The organism is Microbacterium sp. 2MCAF23, assembly GCF_052115565.1.
Lineage (GTDB): Bacteria > Actinomycetota > Actinomycetes > Actinomycetales > Microbacteriaceae > Microbacterium.
The window spans coordinates 142642-157959 of sequence record NZ_JBFRGY010000004.1 but is presented as its reverse complement, the minus strand read 5'-3'; the positions used below and the strand labels follow the sequence as shown (position 1 = coordinate 157959).

11 protein-coding genes, 1 pseudogene and 1 riboswitch are annotated in these 15318 nt (G+C 71.4%); of the genes and pseudogenes, 5 read left to right on the top strand and 7 right to left on the bottom strand.

The features are described from left to right. Positions 1 to 154 precede the first annotated feature (154 nt). Entirely contained in the window at positions 155 to 2041 is a 1887-nt protein-coding gene (locus AB4078_RS05380) for an ABC transporter ATP-binding protein (protein WP_441976449.1), read from the top strand. A 119-nt stretch (positions 2042 to 2160) separates the two neighbouring features. On the opposite strand, the gene AB4078_RS05375 is transcribed toward AB4078_RS05380, so the two are convergent. From AB4078_RS05375 to AB4078_RS05345, 7 genes are all read right to left on the bottom strand, one after another. Further along, positions 2161 to 2934, bottom strand: coding sequence for an SDR family NAD(P)-dependent oxidoreductase (locus AB4078_RS05375; protein ID WP_441976253.1), 774 nt, complete (start codon positions 2932 to 2934; stop codon positions 2161 to 2163). Between the two features lie 65 nt (positions 2935 to 2999). Next, on the bottom strand, positions 3000 to 3941 hold the full coding sequence (locus tag AB4078_RS05370) for a glycosyltransferase family 2 protein (RefSeq protein WP_441976252.1): 942 nt from the start codon (positions 3939 to 3941) through the stop codon (positions 3000 to 3002). 9 nt (positions 3942 to 3950) lie between these two features. Continuing rightward, positions 3951 to 5096: a cysteine desulfurase family protein gene (locus AB4078_RS05365; RefSeq protein WP_441976251.1), complete on the bottom strand. Its 1146-nt coding sequence runs from the start codon at positions 5094 to 5096 to the stop codon at positions 3951 to 3953. Between the two features lie 2 nt (positions 5097 to 5098). Then, positions 5099 to 5965: a carboxylating nicotinate-nucleotide diphosphorylase gene (gene nadC, locus AB4078_RS05360; RefSeq protein ID WP_441976250.1), complete on the bottom strand. Its 867-nt coding sequence runs from the start codon at positions 5963 to 5965 to the stop codon at positions 5099 to 5101. Continuing rightward, the gene (gene nadB, locus AB4078_RS05355) at positions 5965 to 7551 is read right to left on the bottom strand and encodes an L-aspartate oxidase (protein WP_441976249.1); all 1587 of its coding nucleotides are present in this window, start codon (positions 7549 to 7551) and stop codon (positions 5965 to 5967) included. Before nadB ends, nadC begins: the two co-directional genes overlap by 1 nt. Then, a complete protein-coding gene (nadA, locus tag AB4078_RS05350; RefSeq protein ID WP_441976248.1) occupies positions 7551 to 8870 on the bottom strand; it encodes a quinolinate synthase NadA in 1320 nt (439 codons plus the stop codon). Before nadA ends, nadB begins: the two co-directional genes overlap by 1 nt. Beyond that, positions 8867 to 9574, bottom strand: a complete 708-nt coding sequence (locus tag AB4078_RS05345; protein WP_440734559.1) for an NUDIX hydrolase — start codon at positions 9572 to 9574, stop codon at positions 8867 to 8869. Before AB4078_RS05345 ends, nadA begins: the two co-directional genes overlap by 4 nt. A gap of 107 nt (positions 9575 to 9681) precedes the next feature. Between AB4078_RS05345 and AB4078_RS05340 the strand changes: the two are divergent. The 4 genes and pseudogenes from AB4078_RS05340 to gcvP all read left to right on the top strand — a co-directional run. Further along, a pseudogene (locus AB4078_RS05340) lies at positions 9682 to 10476 on the top strand (DUF817 domain-containing protein); the annotation flags it as partial. 116 nt (positions 10477 to 10592) lie between these two features. Continuing rightward, positions 10593 to 10686, top strand: a riboswitch (glycine riboswitch). Positions 10687 to 10931: 245 nt separating this feature from the next. Then, positions 10932 to 12038 carry a glycine cleavage system aminomethyltransferase GcvT gene (gene gcvT, locus AB4078_RS05335; RefSeq protein WP_441976247.1) on the top strand — a complete coding sequence of 369 codons (1107 nt, stop codon included), beginning with the start codon at positions 10932 to 10934 and terminating at the stop codon, positions 12036 to 12038. Next, positions 12035 to 12412: a glycine cleavage system protein GcvH gene (gene gcvH / locus AB4078_RS05330; protein ID WP_440734557.1), complete on the top strand. Its 378-nt coding sequence runs from the start codon at positions 12035 to 12037 to the stop codon at positions 12410 to 12412. Before gcvT ends, gcvH begins: the two co-directional genes overlap by 4 nt. A 56-nt stretch (positions 12413 to 12468) precedes the next feature. Further along, positions 12469 to 15285: an aminomethyl-transferring glycine dehydrogenase gene (gene gcvP / locus AB4078_RS05325; RefSeq protein ID WP_441976448.1), complete on the top strand. Its 2817-nt coding sequence runs from the start codon at positions 12469 to 12471 to the stop codon at positions 15283 to 15285. Positions 15286 to 15318 lie beyond the last annotated feature (33 nt).

Genomic DNA, 15318 nt, shown 5'->3' with positions numbered 1-15318 from the left:
TTCCCCGCCGGCCGTCGGCGCTGCTCTCAGCAGCGTTGCGCCCTGAGCGGACGTTCTCGACGGCGGCGTCCCATGCTCGGCACGGGGATCTACGCTTGCGAGGTGCCGAAGGTGCAGGTGACCAGCGGCGGGCAGGGGTGAGCGGATGAGCATGATGGCCAGAGGTGGCGGAGCCCGGGGCGGAATGCGCCCCGTGGACGAGGCGTCGCAGCGCCGGCAGAACGCCGAGGCGCCGAAGATCGCGAATCTCGGCCGCCGGGTGGTCGCGCTGTTCCGCCCCTATCGCGGACGGATCCTCGTCACGGGCCTCCTGGTGATCATCTCGGCCGCGCTCGGCGTCATCCCGCCGCTGCTGGTGAAGCTCGTCTTCGACGACGCGCTGTTCCCGGCGGGCGGCGGAGGACCGCGCATCGCGCTGCTCGTGGAGCTGGTGGTCGGCATGGTCGCGCTCTACCTGCTGTCGGCCGGTCTCGGCGTCGTGCAGACCTGGCTCACCTCGACCGTCGGCAACAGCGTGACGGGCGACCTGCGGGTGCGTCTGTTCGAGCACCTGCAGGCGATGGAGCTGGCGTTCTTCACCCGCACCAAGACCGGGGTGATCCAGTCCCGGCTGCAGAACGACGTCGGCGGTGTCGCCGGAGTGCTCACGAGCACGGTCACGAGCATCCTCGGAAACACGGTCACGGTGATCGCCTCGCTGGTGGCGATGATCCTGCTGGACTGGCGGCTGACCATCATCGCGGTGTGCGTGATGCCGATCCTGGTGCTCGTGCAGCGCCGCGTCGGTCAGGTGCGCGCGCGGATCGCCGGCGAGACGCAGGAGTCGCTGAGCGAGCTCACCGCGATCACGCAGGAGACGTTGAGCGTGTCCGGCATCCTGCTGTCCAAGTCCTTCAACCGGCAGCGTTCCGAGTCGGCCCGCTACCAGGCGCAGAACCGCACGCAGATCCGGTTGCAGGTGCGCCAGGCGATGAGCGGGCAGGGCTTCTTCGCGGTCGTGATGGTGCTGATGTCCAGTGTCCCGGCGATCATCTACCTCGTGGCGGGGCTCCTCGTCGCCGGAGGGACAGGATCCATCACCGCCGGCGCCATAGTGGCCTTCACGACCGTGCAGGCGCGACTGCTGATGCCGCTGATCGGGCTCATGCGCGTCGCGCTGGACGTGCAGACCTCGCAGGCCCTGTTCGCGCGCATCTTCGAGTACCTCGACCTGGTGCCGCAGATCCAGGACGCGCCGGACGCGAAGTCCGCCTCCGAGGCGCCCGGCCCCCGCGGGCGCCTCGAGTTCCGCGATGTTCGGTTCCGCTACCCGGACGCGTCGTCCGCCGCGCGCGACACCCTGCAGGGGATCTCGTTCACCGCCGACCCGGGGCAGCACGTCGCCTTCGTCGGCCCCTCGGGGGCCGGCAAGACGACGATCCTCTATCTCGCTCCCCGGCTCTACGAGGCATCGGAGGGAGCGATCCTCTTCGACGGCGCCGATGTGCGTGACCTCACCCAGTCGTCGATCATCGACGAGATCGGGATCGTGTCGCAGGAGACGTATCTGTTCCATGCGACGATCCGCGAGAACCTCGTCTATGCGAAGCCCGATGCGACCGATGAGGAGCTCGTGGCGGCGTGCACCGCCGCCAACATCCACCACGTGATCGTCGGCTTCGAAGACGGCTACGACACCGTGGTCGGAGAGCGCGGCTACCGGCTGTCGGGCGGCGAGAAGCAGCGCATCGCGATCGCGCGGGTGCTGCTCAAGGATCCGCCGGTGCTGCTGCTGGACGAGGCGACGTCCGCGCTCGACACGGTGTCGGAGCGCGTCGTACAGGAGGCGCTGGACGAGGCGGCCAAGGGCCGCACCACGCTCACGATCGCGCACCGGCTGTCCACGGTGATCGGCGCGGACGTCATCCACGTCGTGCAGGAGGGGCGGATCGTCGAGTCGGGCACCCACTCCGAGCTGCTCGCCCAGGGGGGACTGTACGCCGACCTCGCCGCGCAGCAGGTGGCCGCAGCGAGGATCGATGACGACGTGCGCTCGGCCTGACCCGCGATGCCGCGGGGTGACAGCCTCGGGGCGTGCTGAACTCAGTCGAATCGTGCGCTGAGACGCGCCGGCGCCCGAACACAGGCCGGATCGACTGAGTTCAGCACACAGCGCCGGCCTCAGTGCACGCTCAGCCCGCCGTCCACGAAGAGCGAGTGACCCGTGACGTACGACGATCCGGCGCCCGAGAGGAACACGGCGGCGCCGGCGAAGTCGGACGGCAGCCCGTTACGGCCGATCATGGTGCGGGCGGCGAGCGCCGTGATCTGCACCGGATCCTCCTGGAGGCGGGCGTTGAGCGGCGTCAGCACGAAACCCGGCACGAGGGTGTTGCTGGTGACGCCGGTCCCGCCCCAGGCCTCCGCTTCGGAGCGCATCAGCGACTCGACGGCACCCTTCGACACGCCGTAGATGCCGCTGCCGACGAAGGCGCGGTGCGCCTGCTGCGAGCTGATGTGGATGAGTCGGCCGTAGCCTCGCTCGGCCATGCCCACGCCGTAGCGCTGACCGAGCAGGAACGGGGCGAGCGCGTTCACGGTCATCGTGGCGTCCCAGTCGGCCTCGGTGATGTCGGCGAAGGCAGGCCGGATATTGATGCCGGCGGAGTTCACGAGGATGTCGGGCTCGCCGAACGGACGTGCCGCGGCGTCCGCCACGGCGAGGATCCCGTCGCGCGTGCTGAGGTCGCCCACGACGCCCGCGGCGCGGCAGCCGGCATCGGTGAGCTCGCGCACCGTCTCGTCGATCCGGTCGGCGCCGCGGGCGACGATCACGGTGGCGGCACCGGCACGGGCGAGCGCGGTCGCGATGCCGCGCCCGATGCCGGAGCTGCCGCCGGTGACCACGGCGGTGCGACCCTCGAGGGAGAACAGGTCGGAGAGATAGGCGTTCATGACGGTCCTGATTCTGGGCGGAGCGACGCGCACGGGCGCATCGGCCGTCCGGGCAATGGCCGCGGCTACCAGCGCAGCGCGGCGGCGAGAGTGGGGTCCACGCGGGCGTCGGCGAACTCGGGGAGTGCCTCGAGGTCTTGCACGAACGCTCGCACCGTCGCGGGATACGCGGAGTCGGTGTGGCTGCCGGCGATCTCCTGGAGCGGCGGCAGGTCCATCGCGAGGATGAGGTCGAGCCTAGCGACAACGGCGGCCTGCGCGCCCGCCCGATGCAGCACGTCGATGCCCCCGCGCAACGCGGCGAGATAGTCGCGGAGCACGCGGAGGCGGTGCTTGCCCTGCGTGATGGAGGATCCGTCCTCCCGCAGCCGCCATCGCACCACCACGTCGGGGATGACATCGAAGGCGCGCGCGGCCGTGTACATGCGCTGGGCCACGATCTGGTCCTCGTAGGCGACGCCCTCCGGGAAGCGGAGATCCTGCCAGAACGCGGTGCGGCTCAGCTTCGACCAGGCCACGATGTTCGCCGACGCGGCAGGGTGCTCGAAGATCGTGGTGCCGAGGCGTTCCGGATCCGTCGCCGCCGCGACCCACGGCTGCACACGGCCCGGCGCGTATGTCTGCCCGTCCCAGCGGGAGCGCACGTACGCGCCCGCCACGAAGTCGCTCCCAGACGCGGCGAGGGTGCCGGTCATCCGCTCGAGCGCGGTCGGCGTCAGCTCGTCGTCGCCGTCGAGGAAGCCGAGGTACTCGGTGTCGACGAGTTCGAGCGCGGCGTTGCGGGCGCCGCCGAGCCCGCGCGCCTCCGTGTGCCGCAGGACGGTGAAGCGCGGATCCGCGTCTGCTGCGGCGTCGAAGATCCGGCCGGTGTCGTCGCGCGATCCGTCATCGACGAGGATCGCCCGCCAAGAGGTCTCCGTCTGCGCGCGCAGCGAGTCGAGGGCGGCAGGAGCGAAGGCGGCGATGTCGCGACCGGGGACGATCACGGTCACGAGCGGGGCGGGCACTCCGCCAGTCTAGGAGCGCACAGCGGACACGGCGTCGGCGACGAGCGCCGCGAGCTGTTCCGGGCCGTCGCCGGGAAGGCCGCCGTGGCCGAGCGTGAAGCGCACCGCGGTCTGCGCGACGGCGGGGTCGATGCCGCAAGCCAGAAGCACGTGCGAGGGCTCGTCGCTGCCGGCCGCGCAGGCCGATCCGCTCGAGGAGACCACGCCGCGCCGCTCCAATTCGAGCAGCACCGCCTCGCCGGAGACCTCGGCGAACGTGAAACTCGCCGTGCCGGGCAGCCGGTGCACCGGATCGCCCGTCACGCGCGCCGAGGGGACCGCCGCGAGGACCCCGGCGATGAGCCGGGCGGACTGCGCCCCGACGCGCGCAGAGGCCTCGGCGCGCTCGCCCTCGGCCCGCTCGAGCGCGGTGGCGAGACCGACCGCGCCCGCCACGTTCTCGGTGCCGGAGCGGCGGCCGCGCTCCTGCCCGCCGCCGTGCAAGAGGGGCTCGATCGGCACCCGGCCGCGCACGGCGAGCGCACCGATGCCCTTGGGGGCGCCGAGCTTGTGCCCGGCGATCGCGATCGCGTCGGCGCCGAGGCCCGACAGTGCCAGCCATCCCGCGGACTGCACCGCGTCCAGGTGCACCGGCACGCCCTGCGCGGCGGCGGCCGCGGCGATCCCCGCGACATCCTGGATCGTGCCGATCTCATTGTTCGCATGCCCGACGGCGATCAGCGCGGTGTCGTCGCGGATCGCCGCAGCGACCGCGTCCGGATCCACCCGTCCTGCCGCATCGACCGGGACCAGGGTCGCGGCCACGCCGTGGAACCGCTCGAGATAACGGACCGACTCCAGGATCGATTCGTGCTCGATGGGTGTCGTGATCACGTGGCGCCCGCCCCGGGCGAGTGCGGCCAGCACGATGCCCTTGACCGCGAGGTTGTTCGCCTCGGTGCCGCCGGCAGTGAAGACGACATCGCCGGAACGCATCCCCAGCACGCGGGCCACCCGCGCGCGGGCGTCCTCGAGCGCCGCGCTCGCCGCCTCGCCCACGGTGTGATGGCTGGACGGGTTGCCGAACGCGCGGGTGAGGAACGGGGCCATCGCCTCGAGCACCTCGGGTCGGATCGGCGAGGTCGCCGCGTGGTCGAGGTAGAGCGGGACGGACATGGTCAGTCGATCCGCACGTCGAGCCCGAGGTCCAGTGCCCGCGCGGAGTGGGTCAGGGCGCCCACCGAGATCACGTCGACTCCGGTCCCGGCGATCGCGCGCACCGTGTCGAGGTTCACGCCGCCCGAGGCCTCCGCGGTCGCCCGACCGCCGATCAGCGCGACTCCCGCGCGCAGATCCTCGAGGGAGAAGTTGTCCAGCAGCACGGTGTGGGCGCCGCCGTCGAGCACCGCGGAGATCTGGTCGAGCCGATCCACCTCGACGACGACGTGCGTGGTGTGCGGCAGCGTCGCGATCGCCTCGCGCAGCGCGGTCGCGACGTCGCGACCGCCCCGGGTCAGCACGGCGAGGTGGTTGTCCTTGGCCATCACCGCGTCCGACAGCGAGAAGCGGTGGTTGCGTCCGCCGCCCGCGACGACGGCGTGTCGTTCGAACGCACGCAGCCCGGGGGTGGTCTTGCGGGTGTCGGCGATGCGCACCTGCTTGCCGTCGGGCACGGCGCCCTCGACGGCGGTGACGTAGGCGGCTGTGAGGGTCGCGATGCCGCTCAGGCGCTGCGTGAAGTTCAGCGCCACCCGCTCCGCCGTCAGCAGGCTGCGGGCGGATCCGGTCACGGTCGCGAGCACGTCTCCGGCGGCGAAGGCGTCGCCGTCCGCGAGGTGCAGATCCACGACCGTCTCCGGATCCGTGAGTGTGAAGGCGGCCGCGAACACGTCGCCGCCGGCCAGCACTCCGGGCTCGCGCGCGACGAGGTCCGCTGTCGCGGTGGCGGCGGCGGGCAGCAGCGCGGTGCTCGTGAGGTCGCCCCAGGGGGCGTCCTCTTCGAGGGCTGCTCCGACGACGCGGGTGAGGAGGGCGGGGGTGAGCATCAGACTCCGATCAGGGCGGGCGACGGTTCGAGATGGTGGGCGCCGATCGAGACCGGGCGGGCGAGCGCGGCGGCGATCATGGCCTCGGCGACCTGGAGCAGGTTGCGGTCCTCCACGGCCGTTCGGGTGAGGCCCTCCGGCGGGCGCCAGGAGCGGACCGTCGCCAGAGCCTCTTCCAGACCTTCGCGGGTGCGCAGCGGGCCGACCAGATCCCACATGAGCTCCTGCAGCGCGGGCCGGGAGAACGGATCCCCGAACGGGCGTTCGGGAACCGCGGACCGAGACGAGCCATCGCGCGTCACGAACGGCGTTTCGTCGGGGTGTCCTTCGATGCCCTTGCTCGATGCGCGGACCCACGGGGTGTCCAGCGCGCACGCTGCCCGTGCGCCGAACACCGCGCCCTCGAGCAGGGAGTTCGAGGCGAGCCGGTTCGCACCGTGCACGCCGGTGCGCGCGGTCTCTCCGACCGCGTAGAGGCCGGGCAGCGTGGTACGGCCGTCGGCGTCGGTGACCACCCCGCCCATCAGATAATGTGCGGCCGGAGTGACCGGGAGGGGCTCGCGGGCCCAGTCGAAGCCGCGCTCCCGCGTGACCCGGTCGATCGTGGGGAACCGGCGCGCGAGGTGCTCCGCGCTCCAGCCCTCGCGACGGCAGATCCCCGTGGCGTCCAGACGCACAGGGCCGCCCTGCTCCCGCGCGCGGCGCACGACCGCGCGCGTCACGACATCGCGCGGCGCGAGCTCGCCGTCGGGATGCGCGTCGAAGGCGAAGCGCCGTCCCTCGTCGTCGATGAGGGTTGCGCCCTCCCCGCGCACCGCCTCGGAGATCAGGAACGCCGGCCCGGGTGCAGCCAGGATCGTGGGGTGGAACTGCACGAACTCCAGATCCTCGACCGCAGCACCCGCTCGCCGCGCCGCGGCGATCCCATCGCCGGTGCAGACGGCGGGGGCCGTGGTGTGCTGGAACAGCCGGCCCGCGCCGCCGGTCGCGAGGATCACGGCGTCCGCTGCGAGCTCGACGATCCGCCCCGCGATGAGCAGCCCGGCCCCGCGCACCACTCCGCCGGAGACGATCAGATCGACCAGCATCGCGTGCTCGCGGACGGTGATCCCCGCCTCCCGCACGGCGCGGACGAGGGCAGCGGAGATGGCCGCCCCCGTGGCGTCGCCGCCCGCGTGTGCGATCCGTGCCGCGGAGTGGGCCGCCTCGAGCCCGCGCAGCAGCCGCCCCTGGGGATCCAGGTCGAACGGCACTCCGCGGGCGACCAGTTCTGCGATCCGCGCGGGCGCTTCGCCGACGAGCACGTCCACCACAGCGGGGTCGGAGAGCCCCGCTCCTGCGGTGAGCGTGTCCGCGGCGTGCGCGGCGGGAGAGTCGGCCACGCCAACGGCATCCGTGCCGTACACCCCGGCGATCCCGCCCTGGGCGAGCGCGGTCGCGCCGTCGCCGAGGGCGTCCTTCACGACGACCTCGACACGGTGGCCGGCCTCGTGCGCATGCAGCGCGGCGGTGAGACCGGCGATCCCGCCGCCGATCACGAGCACGTGCTGCGCCCCGGGGGCGCGGCGCTCGCCGGGCGCGGGCATCAGGCCACCGCGACCGGAGGGCGGGCCGCCAGCATGCGCTCGAGTGCGACCCGTGCCGGGTCCGCCACGTCCGCCGTCACCGTGATCCGGTTCGGCGTGCGCCCCGCGACGAGCTCCTCGAGCACCCAGGCGAGGTAGCCGGGGTGGATCCGGTACATCGTGGAACAGGGGCAGACCACCGGATCCAGGCAGAAGATCTCGTGCTGCGGATACTGCGCCGCGAGCCGGCGGACCAGGTTGATCTCGGTGCCGATCGCGAAAGTCGTGGGCTCGGTCGCCGCGTCGATGGCCTTGCGGATGTAGTCGGTGGAGCCGGCCTCATCGGCGGCGTCCACGACCTCCATCGGGCACTCCGGGTGCACGATCACGCGCACGCCAGGGTGCTCGGCGCGAGCCTGCTCGATCTGGGCGACGGTGAAACGGCGGTGGACCGAGCAGAACCCGTGCCAGAGGATGACGCGGGAGTCCTGCAGCTCGACCGAGGAGGATCCGCCGAGAGGACGGCGTGGATTCCACATCGGCATCTGCTCCAGCGGCACGCCCATCGCCTTCGCCGTGTTGCGGCCCAGGTGCTGGTCCGGGAAGAACAGCACCCGCCGACCCCGAGCGAACGCCCACTCCAGCACGGTGCGGGCGTTCGACGAGGTGCACACGATGCCGCCGTGACGTCCCACGAAGCCCTTGATCGCGGCGGAGGAGTTCATGTAGGTGACGGGGATCACCGGCACGAGTCCGTCGGCGTCGGGCTGGTCCAGCGGACCGAGCACGTCGGCGAGCTGCTCCCAGCAGTCCTCGACCTGGTCGATGTCGGCCATGTCCGCCATGGAGCATCCGGCGGCGAGGTTCGGCAGGATCACGGCCTGATCCGGTCCGGAGAGCAGATCGGCGGTCTCCGCCATGAAATGCACGCCGCAGAACACGATCGCCTCGGCGTCCGGGTGCTGCTTCGCGAAGCCCGCGAGCTGGAACGAGTCGCCGACATGGTCCGCGTGCTGCACGACCTCCTCGCGCTGATAGAAGTGCCCGAGCACCACGACGCGCTCGCCGAGGGTGGCCTTCGCCGCACGGATCCGCTCGTGCAGCTCGTCCTCGCCGGCCTCGCGATAGGCGGCCGGGAGCTCGCCCTGGCGCGGCGCGCCGGTCGGGATCACGTCGCCCATGGACGATCCGGGACCGTACCCCGGGATCGTGTCGAAGTTCCAGGGCCCCGCGGCGAGATCCGTGGTGCAGGTCGATTCCGAGGAGGCGCCGGTGACGATCAGGCGCAGCGCATGGTCGACGGACGGATCGATCGGAGAGTGCAGAGAGGTGGTGCTCATGAGGTTCTCGTCTCTTCGGGGGCGAGCGGGCCGCGGTCGGCGAGCTCGACATCGGTGGCATCGCGGTACAGCCGGGCGGGCCGATGGCTGCCCGTGCGGAACGCGTTGGTGGGGATCAGGGTCCGCGTCGCGTCGACCTGACGCCGGAAATTCGCGGGATCCAGCCGGCGACCCAGGATGGTCTCGTACGCCTCGCGCAGGTCGGCCAGGGTGAACTCCGGAGGGAGGAAGCCCTGTGCCACACGGCTGTAACCGGCCTTGTTGCGCAGCCGCCACAGTGCGTACTCGATGATGCGGCCGTGGTCGAAGGCGAGCTCCGGCAGGTCGGCGGCGTCGAACCAGTCGACGTTCTCCGGATCTGATCCGACCGCGCCGACGGACTCCTCCTCGCGCACGAGCGCCCAGTACACGACGGAGATCACCCGGCTCGGGGAGCGGTCCACCGCGCCGAACGCGTAGAGCTGCTCGAGGTAGCTGGGGGTGAGCCCCGTCGTCTCGGCGAGCGTGCGGGCCGCCGCGGCGGCCAGGCTCTCCGTGTCGTCGAGCCATCCGCCGGGAAGCGCCCAGGCGCCCGCATGCGGATCGCGCGTGCGCCTGACGAGCGGCAGCGCGAGCCGCGGCGCCTCGCCGCCGTCGCGGCGCAGCGTCAGGATCACGGTCGACACCGCGACGCGGATCCCGTCCTCGTGCTCGCTTCTGGTCATGCTGACTCTAACCTCCGTGGATCATCTTATAGTCGCCGTGACCAGAACTCGCGATCATTACGGCGACCTCTCAGCCGCGCGCCCGCCGCGGCGGATAGCGTCGGGACATGCAGCAGCCGACGCGTCTCGAGGCGCGGATCGATGCCCGCGCTCGCCGGATCCTCGCGGGCGCCCCCTCGACCGGCGTGCGCGGCTTCCTCGTCGAGGCGTCCGTGTTCCTCGCCAAGCAGGGGTGGGCGTGCGTGTTCGGCGCGGCCCTCCTCGTGGCGATCGTGCTCGTGCGCACGCTGTACCCGTCCGACCTCGCCCTCACCCGCAACGACCTGCTGACCCTCATCGCGGTGCTGATCCAGGTGGCGATGCTCGCCACGCGCCTGGAGTCGGGGCGGGAACTCTGGGTGATCATGCTGTTCCACGTGACGGGAACCGCGATGGAGCTGTTCAAGACCGACGTCGGCTCCTGGGCGTACGAGGCCGACGGCTTTCTGAGGATCGGCGCCGTCCCGCTGTTCAGCGGCTTCATGTATGCGGCGGTCGGCTCGTACATGGTGCGCGTGCACCGCTTGTTCGACCTCGCCTTCGTGCGCTACCCGCCGCGCTGGGCCACCGTGGTGCTGGCGGTGCTGATCTACGCGAACTTCTTCACGCACCACTGGATCTGGGATGCGCGCTGGGCGCTCACGGCGCTCGTCGTCGTCCTCTGGCTGCCGACCGTGATGCATGCACGCGTCTGGCGGCGCACCCTCCGGATCCCACTGCTGCTGCCGTTCGCCGGCGTCGCGCTGTTCATCTGGCTGGCCGAGAACATCGGCACCGCGAGCGGGGCCTGGCTCTATCCCGACCAGGTCGGGGGCTGGCAGCCGGTCTCCCTGTCGAAGGTGTCCAGCTGGTTCCTCCTGATGATCATCTCGGTCGTCCTGGTGACGCTCGTCTTCCCGCCGCGCCCGCCCGGGAAACCGGCGGCGCGACGGGCATCCCGCACGGTAGGATGGCGCAGGAAAACTGAACACGTGGCCGCATGGTCCGCGCGGGAGAGTCCGGTGATCGCAGCCGGACACCGAAGGAGCAAGCCTCCCCGCCAATCTCTCAGGTAACCGCACCGCGCAGACCCGGCCGCTCTGAAAAGCGATTTCGAGTGAAACGAGAAATCGGGTTGAGCGAAGACGCTGAAGGCGCCTGAGCCGAAACCCTGGTGACTGGATCCCCGCGGATCTCCACCTCTCGCTCGGGATCCGCCGACGGTGAAAGCTCTGTCGCCTCTCGAAGGCGCGGGCGAAACTCTCAGGCTCATGACAGAGGGGGAGTTCTCGGATCCGTGCGCCGTGCGGATCCTCACCGATCCGCACGGGAGAGCTCCATGACAGACGCCCGCTACACCCCCCTTCGGGAGCGCCACGAGGCGCTCGGGGCATCGTTCACCGACTTCGGCGGCTGGCAGATGCCCGTCCGCTACACGTCCGACCTCGCCGAGCACCACGCGGTGCGCGAGAGCGCGGGCATCTTCGACATCTCGCACATGGCCGAGTTCACGATCGTCGGCTCCGGCGCGGCCGCGTATCTCGACTACGCGCTCGCCGGCCGGCTCTCCGCCCTCGCCGTCGGCAAGGCGAAGTACTCGCTGCTGCTCGCCGAGGACGGCGGCATCATCGACGACGTGATCGTCTACCGACTCGGCGATGACGACTTCCTCATCATCAGCAACGCCGGCAACCGCGACGCCGTGCGCGAGGCGCTGCTGGCGCGCACCGCGGGTCGTGAGGTCGTTGTTGAGGACGTCTCCGACTCCTACGCCCTCATCGCCGTGCAGGGCCCGAACGCCGAGGCGATCGTCGCCGCGATCGACGGCATCCACGATGTCTCGATCCCGTGGGCGGAGCAGAAGTACTACGCCTGGGCCTCCGCGACCTACAACGGCAAGCCGCTGCTGCTGGCGCGCACCGGCTACACCGGCGAGGACGGCTTCGAGCTGCTCGTCGAAGCCTCCGACGCCGCCGCGCTGTGGGACGCCGCGCTCGCCGCGGGCGCCGACCGCGGCCTGGTGCCCGCCGGTCTCGCCGCGCGTGACACGCTGCGCCTGGAGGCGGGCATGCCGCTGTACGGCCACGAGCTGAACCGCGAGACCAAGCCCGCCCAGTCGGGCCTGGGTCGCGTGGTCGTGGAGGACAAGGACGACTTCGTCGGCAAGGGCGCCGTCACGCCCGCCGAGGGCGCGCGCGTGCTCATCGGCCTCGCCGCCGAGGGCCGCCGGGCCGGCCGCGCCGGGTACGCGGTCGTGACCGAGGACGGCGCGGTGATCGGCGAGATCACCAGCGGTGCGCTCAGCCCGACTCTCGGCCACCCGGTCGCGATGGCCTTCGTCGACCCCGCCGTCGCCGACGGCGCCGTCCCCCTGTTCCTCGACGTCCGCGGCACCAAGATCCCCGCGACCGTCACCGCCCTGCCTTTCTACCGGAGGAAGAAATGACCGATCTCAACACCCTGCGCTACAGCGAAGAGCACGAGTGGGTCGCCGTCGACGGCGATTCCGCGACCATCGGGATCACCGACTTCGCCGCGGACGCCCTCGGTGACATCGTCTTCGTCGAGCTGCCCGCCGTCGGCACGTCCTTCAGCCGCGGCGACGTCTTCGGCGAGGCCGAGTCGACCAAGTCGGTCTCCGAGCTGTACGCGCCGGTCGACGGCACGGTCGTCGAGATCAACGACGCCGTGGTCGACGACCCGTCGCTGGTCAACTCCGCGCCCTTCGACGGCGGCTGGCTGATCAAGGTGTCCATCGCTGCGGGCGCCGTCGACGGTCTTCTCGACCGCGACGCCTACGTCGCGCACACGGAGGGCTGAGAGTGACCGCGTTCCTCGACCGCCACATCGGCACCACGGCCGACGCCCAGCGGGCGATGCTCGACGCGATCGGCATCTCCTACGGCGCCGACGAGCGTCCCGTCGACGCGCTCATGCGCGAGGCCGTCCCGGCCTCGATCCGCTCGGCCGCCGACCGCGTCAGCCTGCTGCCGGCCGCCGCGAGTGAGGCGGAGGCCCTCGCCGAGCTGCGCTCGATGGCGAACCGCAACACGGTGAACCGTCCCATGATCGGCCTCGGCTACTACGGCACCCTCACTCCGAGCGTGATCCAGCGCAACGTGCTGGAGAATCCGTCCTGGTACACGGCCTACACGCCGTACCAGCCGGAGATCTCGCAGGGCCGCCTCGAGGCGCTGATCAACTTCCAGACCATGGTCTCGGACCTCACCGGCCTGGACACGGCGAACGCGTCGATGCTCGACGAGTCCTCGGCCGTCGCCGAGGGCATGCTGCTCGCGCGGCGCGGATCCAAGTCGCCCTCGCCCTGGTTCGTGGTCGACGCCGACGCCCTGCCGCAGACCAAGGCTCTGCTGGCCACGCGCGCAGCGGCGCTCGGGATCGAGCTCGTCGAGCGCGACCTCGCCGGCGGGGAGACCCTGCCCGAGGAGCTGTTCGGCGTGTTCGTGCAGTATCCGGGCGCCTCGGGACGGATCTGGGATCCTTCCGCCGTCATCGATGCGGCGCACCTCGCCGGCGGCCTCGCCGTCGTCGGGGCCGACCTGCTCGCGCTCACCCTGATCGCCTCGCCGGGTTCGCTCGGCGCGGACGTCACGGTGGGCACGACGCAGCGCTTCGGCGTGCCGATGGGCTTCGGCGGCCCGCACGCCGGCTACATGGCGGTGCGGTCCGGTCTGGAGCGGCAGCTGCCCGGGCGCCTGGTCGGCGTCTCGCAGGACGCGGACGGCCACCCGGCCTATCGCCTGGCCCTGCAGACGCGCGAGCAGCACATCCGCCGTGAGAAGGCCACGTCGAACATCTGCACCGCACAGGTGCTGCTGGCCGTCATGGCGGCCATGTACGCGGTCTACCACGGGCCGGAGGGCCTCAAGGAGATCGCCACGGGCGTGGCTTCCAAGGCCCGCTTCCTCGCCACGCAGCTGGAGAAGGCGGGCGCCGAAGTGGTGCATGCCGACTACTTCGACACCATCACGGTGCGCGTTCCCGGTCGGGCCGATGCGATCGTCGCCGACGCCCACGCCGCAGGGATCCTGTTGAACCCCGTCGACGCCGACACCGTGAGCATCGCCGCCGACGAGACCACGACCTACGAGGACATCCTCGCCGTGGCCACGGTCTTCGGTGCGGGAGAGGGTTCGTTCGCCTACATCCCGGTCACCAGCGTGCCGGCTGCACTCGCCCGTCAGGACGAGTACCTCACGCACCCGGTGTTCCACGCGCACCGCTCGGAGACCGCCATGATGCGGTACCTGAAGAGCCTCGCCGACCGCGACTACGCCCTGGACCGGGGCATGATCCCGCTCGGATCCTGCACGATGAAGCTCAACGCGGCGACCGAGATGGCGGCCATCACCTGGCCCGAGTTCGCGCAGCTGCACCCGTTCGCCCCCGAGGCGGACGTGCAGGGCTCGCTCGAGTTGATCGACCAGCTCGAGGCATGGCTCGCGGACGTCACCGGCTACGACGCGGTGTCCCTGCAGCCGAATGCCGGATCCCAGGGCGAGCTCGCGGGCCTGCTCGCGATCCGCGGCTACCACCTCGCCAACGGAGACGACCACCGCACGGTGTGCCTGATCCCGTCGTCCGCGCACGGCACCAACGCCGCGTCCGCGGTGCTGGCGGGCATGAAGGTGGTCGTGGTCGCGACCGATGAGCTGGGCAATGTCGACCTCGACGACCTGCGGGCGAAGATCGCCCAGCACGCCGACGAGATCGCGGCGCTCATGATCACCTACCCGTCCACGCACGGCGTGTACGAGCACGACGTGCTCGACATCACGGCGGCGGTGCACGCGGCCGGCGGCCAGGTGTACATCGACGGCGCGAACCTGAACGCGCTCCTCGGCTACTCCCGGTTCGGCGACCTGGGGGGCGACGTCTCGCACCTCAACCTGCACAAGACGTTCGCGATCCCGCACGGCGGCGGCGGCCCCGGCGTGGGCCCCGTGGCGGCGAAGGCGCACCTCGCGCCGTACCTGCCCGGACACCCGCAGGCGCAGCGCGCCGCGCACGCGGGCGGCTACGTGTTCGAGGGCGGCCCGGTCTCCGCGGCGCCCTACGGATCCGCCGGCGTGCTGCCGATCTCGTGGGCGTACGTGCGGATGATGGGCGCCGACGGCTTGCGGGATGCGACCGCGGCCGCCGTGCTCGCGGCGAACTACGTCGCCGCACGCCTGGCCGCGCACTACCCGGTGCTGTACTCGGGGGAGCAGGGCCGGGTGGCGCATGAGTGCATCCTCGACCTGCGTCCGCTCAAGGAGGCGACCGGGATCACGGTCGACGACGTGGCCAAGCGCCTCATCGATTACGGCTTCCACGCGCCGACCATGTCGTTCCCGGTCGCGGGCACGCTCATGGTGGAGCCCACCGAGTCGGAGGACCTCGGCGAGCTCGAGCGCTTCGTCGAGGCCATGATCCAGATCAAGGCCGAAGCCGACGAGGTCGCCGCAGGTGTCTGGCCGGCCGACGACAACCCGCTCGTGCATGCGCCGCACACCGCGGCCGCGCTGCTGATGGGGGAGTGGGATCACGCCTACACCCGCGAGCAGGCCGCCTATCCGACGCATGCGCTCATCGCGGGTAAGTACTGGCCGCCGGTGCGCCGCATCGACAATGCGTACGGCGACCGCAACCTGGTGTGCGCCTGCCCTCCGGTGGAGGCTTTCGCGCTGTAAGGATCCGCACGATCCGAAGAACGACGAGGCGTC

What these genes read in the sequence shown, in the direction of transcription:
- AB4078_RS05380 (WP_441976449.1), top strand. Translation starts at nt 155, where the DNA reads ATGGCCAGAGGTGGCGGAGCCCGGGGCGGAATGCGCCCCGTGGACGAG.
- AB4078_RS05375 (WP_441976253.1), bottom strand. Translation starts at nt 2,934, where the DNA reads ATGAACGCCTATCTCTCCGACCTGTTCTCCCTCGAGGGTCGCACCGCC.
- AB4078_RS05365 (WP_441976251.1), bottom strand. Translation starts at nt 5,096, where the DNA reads ATGTCCGTCCCGCTCTACCTCGACCACGCGGCGACCTCGCCGATCCGA.
- nadC (WP_441976250.1), bottom strand. Translation starts at nt 5,965, where the DNA reads ATGCTCACCCCCGCCCTCCTCACCCGCGTCGTCGGAGCAGCCCTCGAA.
- nadB (WP_441976249.1), bottom strand. Translation starts at nt 7,551, where the DNA reads ATGCCCGCGCCCGGCGAGCGCCGCGCCCCCGGGGCGCAGCACGTGCTC.
- nadA (WP_441976248.1), bottom strand. Translation starts at nt 8,870, where the DNA reads ATGAGCACCACCTCTCTGCACTCTCCGATCGATCCGTCCGTCGACCAT.
- AB4078_RS05345 (WP_440734559.1), bottom strand. Translation starts at nt 9,574, where the DNA reads ATGACCAGAAGCGAGCACGAGGACGGGATCCGCGTCGCGGTGTCGACC.
- gcvT (WP_441976247.1), top strand. Translation starts at nt 10,932, where the DNA reads ATGACAGACGCCCGCTACACCCCCCTTCGGGAGCGCCACGAGGCGCTC.
- gcvH (WP_440734557.1), top strand. Translation starts at nt 12,035, where the DNA reads ATGACCGATCTCAACACCCTGCGCTACAGCGAAGAGCACGAGTGGGTC.
- gcvP (WP_441976448.1), top strand. Translation starts at nt 12,469, where the DNA reads ATGCTCGACGCGATCGGCATCTCCTACGGCGCCGACGAGCGTCCCGTC.